At 72.5% G+C, this 13436-nt stretch carries 15 protein-coding genes and 1 pseudogene; 10 read left to right on the forward strand and 6 right to left on the reverse strand.

Annotated elements, in window-relative coordinates; genetic code table 11:
- Nucleotides 1-240, reverse strand: a pseudogene (locus tag ACFV6D_RS14185) (IS30 family transposase); the annotation flags it as partial.
- Between the two features lie 78 nt (nucleotides 241-318).
- Nucleotides 319-1032, reverse strand: coding sequence for an IclR family transcriptional regulator (locus ACFV6D_RS14190; RefSeq protein WP_063347714.1), 714 nt, complete (start codon nucleotides 1030-1032; stop codon nucleotides 319-321).
- 232 nt (nucleotides 1033-1264) lie between these two features.
- On the opposite strand from ACFV6D_RS14190, the gene leuC reads away from it, so the two are divergent.
- The 4 genes from leuC (at nucleotide 1265) to ACFV6D_RS14210 (ending at nucleotide 4682) form a co-directional block, all read left to right on the forward strand.
- Nucleotides 1265-2701, forward strand: a complete 1437-nt coding sequence (gene leuC / locus ACFV6D_RS14195; RefSeq protein WP_063347713.1) for a 3-isopropylmalate dehydratase large subunit — start codon at nucleotides 1265-1267, stop codon at nucleotides 2699-2701.
- 5 nt (nucleotides 2702-2706) lie between these two features.
- Nucleotides 2707-3303, forward strand: coding sequence for a 3-isopropylmalate dehydratase small subunit (gene leuD, locus ACFV6D_RS14200; protein WP_063347712.1), 597 nt, complete (start codon nucleotides 2707-2709; stop codon nucleotides 3301-3303).
- 181 nt (nucleotides 3304-3484) lie between these two features.
- Nucleotides 3485-3832 carry a hypothetical protein gene (locus ACFV6D_RS14205; protein WP_371517045.1) on the forward strand — a complete coding sequence of 116 codons (348 nt, stop codon included), beginning with the start codon at nucleotides 3485-3487 and terminating at the stop codon, nucleotides 3830-3832.
- Between the two features lie 133 nt (nucleotides 3833-3965).
- Nucleotides 3966-4682 (forward strand): HU family DNA-binding protein, encoded by a 717-nt coding sequence (locus tag ACFV6D_RS14210; protein WP_063347711.1) that lies wholly within the window; start codon nucleotides 3966-3968, stop codon nucleotides 4680-4682.
- A gap of 207 nt (nucleotides 4683-4889) precedes the next feature.
- On the opposite strand, the gene ACFV6D_RS14215 is transcribed toward ACFV6D_RS14210, so the two are convergent.
- Together ACFV6D_RS14215 and cofC are read right to left on the reverse strand one after the other, a co-directional pair.
- Nucleotides 4890-5111 (reverse strand): hypothetical protein, encoded by a 222-nt coding sequence (locus ACFV6D_RS14215; RefSeq protein ID WP_063347710.1) that lies wholly within the window; start codon nucleotides 5109-5111, stop codon nucleotides 4890-4892.
- Nucleotides 5112-5167: 56 nt separating this feature from the next.
- Complete coding sequence (gene cofC / locus ACFV6D_RS14220; protein WP_380559847.1) at nucleotides 5168-5851, reverse strand: 2-phospho-L-lactate guanylyltransferase; 684 nt, start codon at nucleotides 5849-5851, stop codon at nucleotides 5168-5170.
- 232 nt (nucleotides 5852-6083) lie between these two features.
- Here cofC and ACFV6D_RS14225 point away from each other — a divergent pair, with 232 nt between their 5' ends.
- The 3 genes from ACFV6D_RS14225 to ACFV6D_RS14235 all read left to right on the forward strand — a co-directional run bounded on the left by ACFV6D_RS14225 (nucleotide 6084) and on the right by ACFV6D_RS14235 (nucleotide 9143).
- On the forward strand, nucleotides 6084-6908 hold the full coding sequence (locus tag ACFV6D_RS14225; RefSeq protein ID WP_063347708.1) for a 1-acyl-sn-glycerol-3-phosphate acyltransferase: 825 nt from the start codon (nucleotides 6084-6086) through the stop codon (nucleotides 6906-6908).
- 14 nt (nucleotides 6909-6922) lie between these two features.
- Entirely contained in the window at nucleotides 6923-7906 is a 984-nt protein-coding gene (locus ACFV6D_RS14230; RefSeq protein ID WP_079135606.1) for an NAD(P)H-dependent glycerol-3-phosphate dehydrogenase, read from the forward strand.
- A gap of 91 nt (nucleotides 7907-7997) precedes the next feature.
- On the forward strand, nucleotides 7998-9143 hold the full coding sequence (locus ACFV6D_RS14235) for a D-alanine--D-alanine ligase family protein (protein WP_363375958.1): 1146 nt from the start codon (nucleotides 7998-8000) through the stop codon (nucleotides 9141-9143).
- A 66-nt stretch (nucleotides 9144-9209) separates the two neighbouring features.
- Here ACFV6D_RS14235 and ACFV6D_RS14240 read toward each other — a convergent pair whose 3' ends face one another.
- Nucleotides 9210-9728, reverse strand: a complete 519-nt coding sequence (locus tag ACFV6D_RS14240; RefSeq protein ID WP_380559849.1) for a DUF3515 domain-containing protein — start codon at nucleotides 9726-9728, stop codon at nucleotides 9210-9212.
- A 20-nt stretch (nucleotides 9729-9748) separates the two neighbouring features.
- A complete protein-coding gene (locus ACFV6D_RS14245; RefSeq protein WP_363375953.1) occupies nucleotides 9749-9982 on the reverse strand; it encodes an Lrp/AsnC ligand binding domain-containing protein in 234 nt (77 codons plus the stop codon).
- 206 nt (nucleotides 9983-10188) lie between these two features.
- On the opposite strand from ACFV6D_RS14245, the gene ACFV6D_RS14250 reads away from it, so the two are divergent.
- The 3 genes from ACFV6D_RS14250 (at nucleotide 10189) to thiD (ending at nucleotide 13303) form a co-directional block, all read left to right on the forward strand.
- Nucleotides 10189-11154 (forward strand): thiamine-phosphate kinase, encoded by a 966-nt coding sequence (locus tag ACFV6D_RS14250; protein WP_063347704.1) that lies wholly within the window; start codon nucleotides 10189-10191, stop codon nucleotides 11152-11154.
- Nucleotides 11155-11350: 196 nt separating this feature from the next.
- Nucleotides 11351-12376 (forward strand): 6-phosphofructokinase, encoded by a 1026-nt coding sequence (locus ACFV6D_RS14255; RefSeq protein WP_063347703.1) that lies wholly within the window; start codon nucleotides 11351-11353, stop codon nucleotides 12374-12376.
- Nucleotides 12377-12457: 81 nt separating this feature from the next.
- Complete coding sequence (gene thiD / locus ACFV6D_RS14260) at nucleotides 12458-13303, forward strand: bifunctional hydroxymethylpyrimidine kinase/phosphomethylpyrimidine kinase (protein WP_380559851.1); 846 nt, start codon at nucleotides 12458-12460, stop codon at nucleotides 13301-13303.
- The last annotated feature ends 133 nt before the right edge of the window (nucleotides 13304-13436 follow it).

Here is a 13436-nt window from a genome sequence, read left to right on the forward strand (position 1 = left end):
TTTATTCGGGTGGGCCGGTCTCGCGGGGGCCGGCCGTATAAGTGGGGGGGGCGCCCGGTACCGCTTCGGGTCCGTCCGGCCGTTTCGCCACTCCCGTCCGGTCCGTTCGTGGACGCCGACGAGCCGGCTCGCTTCCCTGTTGCTCAGTCCCTGCTGCACGAGGCGGAAGTATTCCTCCCGCTCCCTACCCAGCTTCCGCGGCCCCTGAGCCGTCCGGTCCTTGCGGATCTTGAAGTCCATCGCATCCCCTGAACTGGGGTGTTGCGACAACCACTAGAACCTAAGGTGCTGCGCGGGGCCCTTTCCGGATGGCGGCGGTCAGCCGCGGCGGAGCGCCTCGGTGAGCCGGTTCGCGGCCTCGATGATGGCCTGGGCGTGCAGGCGGCCCGGGTGACGGGTCAGCCGCTCGATCGGGCCGGAGACGGAGACGGAGGCCACCACGCGGTTGGAGGGGCCGCGCACGGGAGCGGAGACGGACGCGACGCCCGGCTCGCGCTCGCCGATCGACTGGGCCCAGCCGCGCCGGCGGACGCCGCTGAGCGCGGTGGCGGTGAAACGGGCGCCCTGGAGGCCGCGGTGGAGCCGCTCGGGCTCCTCCCAGGCCAGCAGGACCTGGGCGGCCGAGCCGGCCTTCATCGGCAGGGTGCTGCCGACCGGGACGGTGTCCCGCAGGCCGGAGAGCCGCTCGGCGGCGGCTACGCAGATCCGCATCTCGCCCTGGCGGCGGTAGAGCTGTGCGCTCTCGCCGGTGACGTCGCGCAGGTGGGTCAGGACCGGGCCCGCGGTGGCGAGCAGCCGGTCCTCGCCCGCCGCGGCGGAGAGTTCGGAGAGACGGGGGCCGAGGATGAATCGCCCCTGCATGTCCCTGGTGACCAGACGGTGGTGTTCGAGTGCGACGGCGAGCCGGTGGGCCGTGGGGCGCGCCAGACCGGTGGCGGCGACCAGCCCCGCCAACGTGGCGGGGCCCGACTCCAGTGCGCTCAGCACCAGAGCGGCCTTGTCGAGAACGCCGACGCCGCTAGAGTTGTCCATGCCCTAAGACTGCAGTCTCATTCCGCGAGACGCAAGTTCAATCTTCCGGGAAAAGCGCCACTCTGGATGCAGCAGCCCGGGAGGCATCCAGGATGCGACCTCACCAGAGTGTCCGCATCGTGGACAGCGATCCGGCGTGCAGGTCGCGCGAACGCGCCCGCCACAGGGCGGCGGGAGCTCCGACCTCGACGACACGAGAAGGCCGGCAACGCGGCCGGCTGGAGGGAATCCGATGGGACGGACACTCGCAGAGAAGGTCTGGGACGACCACGTCGTGCGGCGCGCGGAGGGAGAGCCCGACCTGCTCTTCATCGACCTCCACCTGCTCCACGAGGTGACCAGCCCGCAGGCCTTCGACGGGCTGCGGCTGGCCGGCCGGACGGTCCGCCGCACCGATCTGACGATCGCCACCGAGGACCACAACACCCCCACCGTCGACATCGACAAGCCGATCGCCGACCCGGTGTCCAAGGTGCAGTTGGAGACGCTGCGCCGCAACGCCGCCGAGTTCGGCGTCCGGATCCACTCGCTCGGCGACATCGAGCAGGGCGTCGTGCACGTGGTCGGCCCGCAGCTGGGCCTGACCCAGCCCGGCATGACCGTGGTCTGCGGCGACTCCCACACCTCGACCCACGGCGCCTTCGGCGCACTGGCGTTCGGCATCGGCACCAGCCAGGTCGAGCACGTGCTGGCCACCCAGACGCTGCCGCTGGCGCCGTTCCGGACGATGGCCGTCACGGTCGAGGGCGAACTGCCCGAGGGCGTCACCGCCAAGGACCTGATCCTGGCCGTGATCACCAAGATCGGCACCGGCGGCGGCCAGGGATACGTCCTGGAGTACCGCGGTTCGGCGATCCGGGGCCTGTCCATGGAAGCCCGGATGACCATCTGCAACATGTCCATCGAGGCCGGCGCCCGGGCGGGCATGATCGCCCCGGACGAGACCACCTTCGACTACCTCAAGGGCCGTCCGCACGCCCCGCAGGGCGAGGACTGGGACGCCGCCGTCGCGTACTGGTCGACCCTGGGCACCGACGAGGACGCGGTCTTCGACCACGAGATCTTCATCGACGCGGCCGCGCTGACCCCGTTCGTCACCTGGGGCACCAACCCCGGCCAGGGCGCCCCGCTGGGCTCCGACGTGCCGGACCCGGCCTCCTTCACCGACCCGCAGGAGCGCGCGGCCGCCGAGAACGCCCTCGCCTACATGGGCCTGGAGGCCGGCACCCCGCTGCGCGAGGTCACCGTCGACGCCGTCTTCGTCGGCTCCTGCACCAACGGCCGGATCGAGGACCTGCGCGCCGCCGCCGCCGTCGTGGAGGGCCGCCGGATCGCCGACGGCGTACGGATGCTGGTCGTCCCCGGCTCCGTCCGGGTCGCCCTGCAAGCCGTGGAGGAGGGCCTGGACAAGGTGTTCACCGCGGCCGGCGCCGAGTGGCGCCACGCGGGCTGCTCGATGTGCCTGGGCATGAACCCCGACCAGCTCGCCCCCGGCGAGCGCTGCGCCTCCACCTCGAACCGCAACTTCGAGGGCCGGCAGGGCAAGGGCGGCCGGACCCACCTGGTGTCCCCGCAGGTCGCCGCCGCGACCGCCGTCCTGGGCCGTCTGGCCGCACCGTCCGATCTGCCCTCCGACCTGGCGGACACCAACGTGGCTGTGGAGGCCTGAGAACCGTGGAGAAGTTCACCACCCACACCGGCCGGGCCGTTCCGCTGCGGCGCTCGAACGTGGACACCGACCAGATCATCCCGGCCCACTGGCTCAAGAAGGTCACCCGTTCCGGTTTCGAGGGCGGCCTTTTCGAGGCCTGGCGCAAGGACGAGTCGTTCATCCTCAACCGGCCCGAGCGGCAGGGCGCCACGGTCCTGGTGGCCGGCCCGGAGTTCGGCACCGGCTCCTCCCGCGAGCACGCCGTCTGGGCGCTGCAGAACTACGGCTTCCACGCGGTCATCTCGTCGCGCTTCGCGGACATCTTCCGTGGGAATTCCCTGAAGAACGGACTGCTGACGGTCGTCCTGCCGCAAGAGACCGTGGAACGGCTCTGGGCGCTCACCGAGAGTAACCCTTCGGCCGAGATCACCGTTGATCTGGAAGCCCGCGAAGTCCGGGCCGAGGGCGTCACCGCGTCTTTCGAACTGGACGACAACGTCCGGTGGCGGCTGCTCAACGGGCTGGACGACATCAGCATCACCCTGCGGAACGAGGCCGACATCGCGACCTTCGAAGCGACCCGTCCGGCCTTCAAGCCCCGTACTCTGCCGGTTGCCTGAGATCCCCTCAGAACAAGCATTCTGGCGATCCACCGGATGGCCCGCCTCCCCTTCGGGGGGGCGGGCCATCCGCCGTTCCGGAGCACGAGTTAGCGCCGCGGCCCACCCCGGATTGCCCATTTGGCTTTGCCGGAGAGGGCCCCGCGCAAGTACAACTGCGGGTAGATGGCACAATCAGTACATGCACCGGCACCATGAACCTCCGTACGCGGGCGGCGAACCCGCGGCTCCGGAGTCCGTGGGCCGGGGATCCGAACGCCGAATTGACGATCGGCCGGACGTCGCCTCCGCACCAGCTGAGGGGCCGGACGACCAGGAAGTCGCAGCGCTCTACGCGCTTGTGGCCGAGCGGTTGAAGCAAGCTCACGCCCGCGTGCATGCGCTGAACGTGTCTGCCGATGCAAAGACCGCTCTCTCCCGTCAACTCCTCATCGTCACCGAGACCGCCAAGCGCGATCTTCCGGAGGCGGCAAGGCGGTTGAGTCGCTTTGTACATGACCTCGACGAGGGGCGCCCGCCCGTCGCCTGAGGTCGCCGACGCGCAAATCCATTGCGACACTAGGGTGATTCGCGCGTTTGGTAATTGAAAGTCCGCAGATACATACCTAACGTGCGAAAAGAACGGATGGAATCATCCGGCGCCCGTTTCCGAAGGGGAAGACGTGAACAAGGCTCAGCTTGTCGAAGCGGTGGCCGAGCAGCTGGGCGGTCGCAAGGCTGCCGCAGAGGCCGTCGACGCAGTGCTCGACACCATGGTCCGTGCCGTTGTGGCCGGTGACCGGGTTTCGGTCACTGGTTTCGGCACCTTCGAGAAGGTGGAGCGCTCCGCGCGCTTCGCCCGCAACCCGCAGACCGGCGAGAAGGTCAAGGTCAAGAAGACCTCGGTGCCCCGCTTCCGTCCCGGCCAGGGCTTCAAGGACCTGGTCAGCGGCAGCAAGAAGCTGCCGAAGGAAGGCCCCTCGGTGAAGAAGGCCCCCAAGGGCTCCCTCACCCCGGGCAAGAGCGGCGTCGCCGCCACCCCGGCCGCCAAGCGCGCCGCGACCAAGCGTGCCGCCACGGCCGCCGCCGCCGCTGCTCCGGCCAAGAAGGCCGCCGCCAAGAAGGCGACCACCACGGCCGCGGCCAAGAAGACCACCGCGACCGCGACCAAGAAGACGGCCGCCGCCGCCAAGAAGGCGACCACCACCGCCGCCGCGAAGAAGACCACCGCGACCGCGACCAAGAAGACGGCCGCCGCCGCCAAGAAGGCGACCACCACCGCCGCCGCCAAGAAGACCACCGCGACCGCCAAGAAGGCGACCGCGACGGCCAAGAAGACGGCTCCGGCGAAGAAGACCGCCACCCGCAAGACCACCGCGCGCAAGACCTCTGCCAAGTAGTCCCGCGCAGCGGTCCTCGGACGGCCTTCGGCAGAGAGCCGCGGCACCCCCCCTCCGTGAATTACGGAGACCGGGTCGCCGCGGCTCTTTCGATTTCCGGGCGCTTAGTCAGGATTCTCCGACCGACGGTGACCAGGCACGGAACGCGAAGGCGGACGTGCCGGACGGCGGGGGAGGAGCAGCGGGGGGACGGCCAGCGGAGGGCGGTCAGCCCGCGGCGGGGTCGGGGAAGGTCTGCAGCGTCACGAAGACCACCCGGCGGGCCTCGCCGGCGCCCTCGGTGCGGATCCGCACCCGCTGGCCCGGCCGCAGCAGCCGCAGACCGCCGGCGTCGAAGGCGGCCGCGTCGAACGGCACCGGGGTCCCGTCGTCGAGCAGCACGGAGCCGGCCCGGGTGGCGGGGTCGAAGGTGAACGCGGTGGCCTGCATGGCAGCAGCATAGCGAGCGGCCCCGACCGGCCGGGCGGCGTCCCGCGGGACGCCGGTCAGGCCCGTGCCAGCCGGGCGAACAGACTGCTGGTGTACGGGCCGAGGCCGAGCACCGCGGCCTCGCCGAGGTCCGCGCCGGTGTCGACGTCCCGGCGCACCGACTCCACGTCCGCCAGGCGCAGTTCGAGTGCTCCGCCGGCCGCGTGCCGGGCCCGTGAGCCGTCCCCGAAGGCGGGGGAGAGCGGGCACCCGGGGGTGCAGGCGAGCAGCGTGGTGCCGAGGCCGGGGGAGTCCGGCAGGAAGGCCCGGCCGTCCGGTGGCACCGCGCCCAGCACCCGGGCCAGTTCGACCGGGCGCAGGGCCGGCAGGTCCGCCGAGAGGGCGGCCAGCGGCGAGCGCGGGGCGAGTGCCAGGGCGGCCGCCGCGCCGTGTACCAGCGCCTCGTTGAGGCCCTCGCCGGGTTCGTCGGCGACCACCACCGCGCCCAGCGCCGCCAGCCGGGCGCCGGCCGCCGCGTCCCGGGTGACCACCAGGACCCGGGCGACGCCCGGGGTGGCCAGCGCGGCGGTGGCGGTGTCGAGCGCGAAGGACAGCGCGAGGTCCGCCCGGTGCGGCCCGGCGTACGGGGCCAGTCGGCTCTTCGCGAGGGCGAGCGGCTTGAGCGGCAGCACCAGCGACCAGTCGGTGGTGGGTGCGGGGGGCGCGACGGGCCCGTTGGGGCGTACGGTGTCCTGGGTCATCGGCGTCATTGTGACGCCGGTCCCGGAGCCCTCGCCAGGCCGTCCGATCTGTGCGGACGTGCGTTTGATCACGCCTGCCGGGCGGGTTGGTGCGGTCGCTCGACAGCCGGTGAGCAGCCGGGCGAGACTGTTCCGCACCCGTGATCCGGGCACCGGTCCCGTACCGGTGCGCGGTACCGGGAGGTTATGACCGCGGCACCCCACGTGCCGCTTCGGATGAGGAGGACCTGGGGTGGCCCGCCGCTCGTACGCCAAGTTCGGCAACGCCGACTACGGCATCTGGTACCGCTTCGCGGCCGTGCTGGTGAAGCCGGTGACGACCGCGCTGGTGAAGCCCGACTGGCGGGGCTGGGAGCACCTTCCGAAGGAAGGCGGCTTCATCGCCGCGGTGAACCACAATTCGATCATCGACCCGGTGATCTACGCGCACTGGCAGTACAACAGCGGCCGTCCGCCGCGCATTCTCGGCAAGTCCTCGCTGTTCTCGATTCCCTTCATCGGATTCATGCTGCGCAAGACCGGCCAGATTCCGGTGTTCCGCGAGTCCACCGATGCCGCGCAGGCTTTCCGGGCCGCTATCGACGCCGTCAACGGCGGCCAGTGCGTGCAGTTCTACCCGGAGGGCACGCTCACCCGGGACCCGGACCTGTGGCCGATGACCGGCAAGAGCGGCGTCGCCCGGGTCGCGCTGATGACCGGCGCGCCGGTCATCCCGGTCGCGCACTGGGGAGCGCACGAGATCATCCCGCCGTACGGCCGGCCGGGCTTCGGGAAGGGCAAGTTCAACCTCTTCCCGCGCCACCGGGTCACCGTGGCGGCGGGGCCCGCGGTGGACCTGAGCAAGTACCGGGGCCAGGAGCTCACCGCCCAGGTGCTGGGCGACGCCACCGAGGACATCATGACGGCGATCACCGCCGTGCTGGCCGACGTCCGCGGCGAGGAGCCGCCGGCCGAGCGCTACGACATGCGCAAGGCCGCCCGGAACCGCGCCGCCGCGGCCGCCGCCGAACGCCGGCGCGCCAAGGGCGGAAACGACGACGAGGAGGGCGGCCGGTGACCCGCTGCGCAGTGATGGGGACGGGCTCGTGGGGCACCGCCTTCGCGATGGTGCTGGCCGACGCGGGCAGTGACGTCGTCCTGTGGGCCCGCCGCCAGGAACTCGTCGACGCCATCAACACCACGCACGAGAACCCGGACTACCTGCCGGGCGTGCCGCTGCCGGGCTCCGTCCGGGCCACCACCGACGCCGCCGAGGCGCTGGCCGGCGCCGACTTCGCCGTCCTGGTGGTGCCCTCGCAGACGCTGCGCGACAACCTGGCCGCCTGGACGCCGCTGATCGAGCCGCAGACCGTGCTGGTGAGCCTGATGAAGGGCATCGAACTCGGCACCGCCAAGCGGATGAGCGAGGTGATCGACGAGGTCACCAAGGTCGGCCCGGAGCGCGTCGCAGTGGTCAGCGGGCCCAACCTGGCCCGGGAGATCGCCAACCGGCAGCCCGCCGCCAGCGTCGTCGCCTGTGCGGACGAGGCGGTCGCCAAGCGGCTCCAGGCGGCCTGCCACACGCCGTACTTCCGCCCGTACACCAACACCGACGTGCTGGGCTGCGAGCTCGGCGGCGCGGTCAAGAACGTGATCGGCCTGGCGGTCGGCATGGCGGCCGGCATGGGGCTCGGCGACAACACCAAGGCGACGCTGATCACCCGCGGGCTGGCCGAGACCACCCGGCTCGGCGAGGTGCTCGGCGCCGACCCGCACACCTTCGCCGGGCTCGCCGGGATGGGCGACCTGGTCGCCACCTGCTCCTCGCCGCTGTCGCGCAACAACACCTTCGGCATGAACCTGGGCCGGGGCATGTCGCTCGCGGAGACCATCGCGGCGACCCGGCAGACCGCGGAGGGCGTCAAGTCCTGCGAGTCGGTGCTCGACCTGGCCCGGCGCAACGGCGTCGACATGCCGATCGTCGAGGCGGTGGTGGACGTCGTGCACAACGGGCGGCCCACCCAGGAGGCGCTCCAGGCCCTGATGTCCCGTTCGGCGAAGGCCGAGCGGCGCTGAGCGGCGCTGAGTGTCGCGGCGGTGGTCCGGGGCGGTGGCCGGGGGCGGCTGACGCCCCGGAAACCCTTCGCACGGTAGTCTCAAACCCGATATGAGCATCGAACAGTCCTCCCCGAACCCGTCCGCTGCGAAGCCGCGCGTCGCGCTGGTCTTCGGCGGACGCAGCTCCGAGCACGGCGTCTCGGTGGTCACCGCCGGCAGCGTGCTCAAGGCGATCGACCGCGAGAAGTACGAGGTGCTCCCGATCGGGATCACCCCCGAGGGCCGCTGGGCGCTGGTCAGCGACGAGCCCGCCCGGATGGCCATCACCGACGGCCGGATGCCGGACGTCACGGGCGTCGCCGAGTCCGTGGACGGGCAGGTCGCGCTGCCGATCGCCCCGGGCGACCGGGAGGTCGTCCTGAGCGAGCCGGGCAGCACCCCCAAGGCCCTCGGCGAAGTCGACGTGGTGTTCCCGCTGCTGCACGGCCCCTGGGGCGAGGACGGCACCCTGCAAGGCCTGCTGGAGCTGTCCGGCGTGCCCTACGTCGGCAACGGCGTGCTCTCCAGCGCGGTCGGCATGGACAAGGAGTTCACCAAGCGGATCCTGGCCTCGCACGGCCTGGGCGTCGGCCGGTACACCATCGTGCGGCCGCGTGACTGGGAGAGCGAGGCCGGCCGCGCCGCGGTGCGCGAGCGGGCCGCCGAACTCGGCCTGCCGCTGTTCGTGAAGCCCTGCCGGGCCGGTTCCAGCATGGGCATCACCAAGGTCAAGGACCTCGCCGACCTCGACGCCGCGATCGAGGAGGCCCGCCGGCACGACCCCAAGCTGATCATCGAGGCCGGCGTGAGTGGCCGCGAGATCGAGTGCGGCGTGCTGGAGACCGAGGACGGCCCGAAGGCCAGCCTCCCGGCCGAGGTGCTGGTCGGCGACGGCTTCGACTTCTACGACTTCGAGGCCAAGTACATCGACTCGTCCGAGGTGCAGATCCCGGCGAAGCTCGACGACGGGCAGACCGCCGAGATCCGCCGCCAGGCGGTGGCCGCGTTCGACGCGCTCGGCTGCGAGGGCCTGGCCCGGGTGGACTTCTTCCTGCTGGAGGACGGCACCTGGATGGTCAACGAGATCAACACCATGCCCGGCTTCACCCCGATCTCGGCCTACCCGAAGATGTGGGAGGCCACCGGGCTGTCCTACCCGGAGCTGATCGACCGGCTGCTCCAGGCGGCGCTGCGCCGCTCGACCGGCCTGCGGTAGCCGCGCGCGGACGACGGAGGGCGGGCCGGGAAGCTCCCGGCCCGCCCTCTCGGCGCCCTCGCGGGCTCAGCCCGGGACGGTGGCCTTCACCGCGCCGGTGAGGGCGGCGGCCGGGTCGAAGGGGTTGGCCGCGGCCCCGGCCGGGACGGTCACCTCGACGTAGGCGGCGCGCATGGTCGTCACGAAGCGGTAGCCGCCGTCGGTGAGCTTCTGCGACCACCAGGTGACGTCGTCCACGGTCGGCGACCAGTCCTTGGCGTGCTCGCCGTCCAGTTCCTCCGGACGGTCGATCCCGCAGCGCAGCACCGTCCGGGGTGTGGTGTCCCACGCGGCCACGTACGGAGAGGCGGGCGACGGGTCCTTGCGGGCGTGGCCGAGCAGCTCCTGCGGCAGGGCCGCGGCCAGCGCGCGGCAGTACTCGGCCGCCTTGCCGCCCGGCCGGGGGGCCGCCACCGATTCGTCGGCGGAGCCCCAACTGCCGAGCAGCACGACGACCGTGCAGGTCAGGGCGAGCGGCAGGGCCAGCCAGCGGACGGGCGCCGGCAGTGCCGTCAGCGCCCGGGGGATTCGGAGTTCTCTGGCCACCCGCCGATGGTAGCCGGGCCTTACAGGTGCACCACCGGACAGGTGAGGGTGCGGGTGATGCCCTCCACCTGCTGGACCTTGGCCACCACCAGGCGGCCCAGGTCGTCCACGGTGTCGGCCTCGGCCCGGACGATGACGTCGTACGGGCCGGTGACGTCCTCGGCCTGGAGGACGCCGGGAATCTCGGAGATCGACTGGGCCACGGCGGTGGCCTTGCCGACCTCGGTCTGGATCAGGATGTATGCCTGTACCACGGGGACCTCCGGCGGCCGGTTACGGGGATCGCCGCCGTGAGCGCCCGGACGGTCGTCGGGGTGGGAACGGGCTCACCGGCAGTCTGATCACCACGCTACCGCGCGGTGGGCCGGGGAGGGGAGACCCCGACACCCCGGAAGGGCGTACGCTGCGCGCGGGGGCGCGACGGGGACGAGTTCAGTATGGACATGCGAGAGGACGGCAGATGCAGGGGACCGTGGGCGAGCTCGGCGAGTTCGGTCTCATCAGGGAGCTGACCGCCCGGGTGCCGCTCACCGACGCGGTCGACCTCGGCCCCGGTGACGACGCCGCGGTGGTGAAGGCCCCGGACGGCCGGGTGGTGGCCACCACGGACGTCCTGATCGAGAACCGGCACTTCCGCCGGGACTGGTCCACCGCCTACGACGTGGGCCGCAAGGCCGCCGCCCAGAACCTCGCCGACGTGGCCGCCATGGGAGCGGTGCCCACCGCGATACTGCTCGGCCTGGTCGCCCCCGCCGACCTGCCCACCACCTGGGCCACCGAGCTGATGGACGGGCTGCGCGACGAGTGCCAGGTGGCCGGGGCGACGGTGGTCGGCGGCGACGTGGTGCGCGGCGACACCGTCACGCTGGCCATCACGGCGCTCGGCGACCTCCAGGGGCGCGCCCCGGTGACGCGCGCCGGTGCGCAGGTCGGCGACGTGGTCGCGGTGACCGGCTGGCTCGGCTGGTCGGCCGCCGGACTCACCGTGCTGCAACGCGGCTTCCGCTCCCCCCGCGCCTTCGTCGAGGCGCACCGCCGGCCCGAGCCGCCGTACCACGCGGGCCCGGCCGGCGCCGAGTTGGGCGCGACCTCGATGATCGACGTGAGCGACGGACTGGTCGCCGACCTCGGCCACGTGGCCCGGGCCAGCGCGGTGGACATCGACCTGAAGGCCGCCGACTTCGACGTCCCGGCGCAGATGGCCGACATCGGACAGGCGGTCGGGGTGGACCCGTTGGTCTGGGTGCTGTCCGGCGGCGAGGACCACGCGATCGTGGCGACCTTCCCGCGCGGGGTCCAACTCCCGGCCCGCTGGCGGGTGGTGGGCGAGGTGACCGGCCGCCCCCGGGGCAGCCGCAGCGGCCGGGTGACGGTGGACGGCGCGCCCTGGGACCGGGTCGGCGGCTGGGACCACTTCGCCGAGTGACGGGCGGCCGCGCCGATTGTCGTACGGCACACGGCGGGTGACCCCCGGACACCGGCGCGCGGCGGGCGGCGCGTGACCCCCGCACTCGCGGCGCACGGGCTTCGCGGGTCCGTTTTGCGTAGGCTGGCGACAACCGAGCCCGCCCGCCGTCTGCTGTGGGTGGTCTGAACCACTGCGAGCGGGAGCGCACCCAGTCATGCGTATCGGTGTACTGACCAGCGGCGGCGACTGCCCCGGCCTCAACGCGGTGATCCGCTCCGTCGTGCACCGGGGCACGGACGTGCACGGCGACGAGATCGTCGGCATCCTGGACGGCTTCCTCGGCCTGATCGAAGGCCGCACCCGGCCGGTCTCGCACGACGACGTCACCGGCCTGCTCACCCTCGGCGGCACCGTCCTGGGCTCCGCCCGGGTGCAGCGCGAGCGGATCTCCTGGGCGGTGGAGAACGCGAAGACGCTGGCCCGGGACATCGGCATCGACGCGCTCATCGCGATCGGCGGCGAGGGCACGCTGACCGCCGCCAGGCTGTTCAGCGACGCCGGACTGCCGGTCGTCGGGGTGCCCAAGACCATCGACAACGACATCAACGCCACCGACGCCACCTTCGGCTTCGACACCGCGGTGCACGTCGCGACCGAGGCGATCGACCGGCTCAAGACCACCGCGGAATCCCACCAGCGAGTCATGGTCGTCGAGTTGATGGGTCGTCACACCGGCTGGATCACCCTCACCGCGGGCATGGCCGGCGGCGCGCACGGCATCCTCATCCCGGAGAAGCCCTTCGACATCGAGGCGGTGGCCCGGATGGTCGACGACCGCTTCGACCGCGGCAAGAAGTTCGCCATCATCGCCGTCGCGGAGGGCGCCGCCCCGATGCCCGGCACCATGCGCTTCGACCACGGCGAGGTCGACCAGTACGGCCACCGGACCTTCGGCGGGATCGGCAACCGGCTCGCCCACGAACTGGAGAACCTGCTCGGCAAGGAGGCCCGCCCGGTCATCCTCGGGCACACCCAGCGCGGCGGCACCCCGACCGCCCGGGACCGCGTGCTCGCCACCCGCTTCGGCTGGCACGCCGTCGAGGCCGTCCACCAGGGCGCGTTCGGCCACTTCACCGCGCTGCGCCGGACCGGGATCGAGCTGGTGCCGATCGCCGACGCGGTGACCCGGCTGAAGACGGTGCCGGAGGACCGCTGGGTGGAGTCCGAGGCCGTGCTCTGAATGCGCGCAGGTAGGTTGCCGTGCTCTGAACGCGCGCAGGTAGGGTGCCGCGCTCCGAACGCGCGCAGGTAGGTTGACCTCATGGCCCACCCGTCTCCCACCCCCGCCCTTGACCGTCGCGCTGCGCGCGGCCCCTCTACTGCCCCTCCCCGTGTGCTCACCGTCGCCGGCTCCGACTCCGGCGGTGGCGCCGGCATCCAGGCCGACCTCAAGGCGATGCTCGCCCTCGGCGTCCACGGCATGAGCGTGATCACCGCCGTCACCGCGCAGAACTCGCTCGGCGTCCAGGGCTACTGGGAGCTGCCCGTCGAGGCCGTCCGGGCGCAGTTCCGCAGTGTGGTCGACGACATCGGGGTGCAGGCCGTGAAGACCGGCATGCTCGCCTCGATCGAACTGGTCGAGACCGTCTCCGAACTGCTGGCCGGGGTGGACGCCCCGGTGGTCGTCGACCCGGTCGGCGTCTCCAAGCACGGGGACGCCCTGCTGGCCGCCGAGGCCGTCGCCACCGTCCGCGAGCGGCTGCTGCCGGTCGCCACCCTGGCCACCCCCAACCTGCACGAAGTGACCCAGCTCACCGGCCGGACCGTCGAGGGCGAGGGGCAGATGCTGGACGCCGCCAAGGCGTTGCTCGACCTCGGGCCGCGCTGGGCGCTGGTCAAGGGCGGCCACCTGGAGGGCGAGGCCGCGGACCTGCTCTACGGCGGGCCCGGCGAGGTGCACTGGTACCGGGCGCCGCGCTACGACAACCGGCACACCCATGGCACCGGGTGCACCCTGGCCAGCGCGATCGCGGCCGGGCTGGCCAAGGGCGAGTCGCTGCCGGAGGCGGTCGGCTCGGCCAAGGCGTACATCACCGGCGCGATCGCCGGTGGCTTCGCGCTCGGCGCCGGGATCGGCCCGGTCGACCACGCCTGGCGCTGGCGCTGACCCGGCCGGGGGGGGGGGGCCCCCGCCCCCCCCCCCCCCACCCCCCGGGGGGGGGGAACAACAAGGCGGGGGGGGCGCCCACCCCGGAGCGCCGCCCCCCGGAAACCGCGCCGCGCACAAAAAAAAAAATGAG

Origin of the sequence: Kitasatospora sp. NPDC059812 (assembly GCF_042732075.1) — a bacterium.
Lineage (GTDB): Bacteria > Actinomycetota > Actinomycetes > Streptomycetales > Streptomycetaceae > Kitasatospora.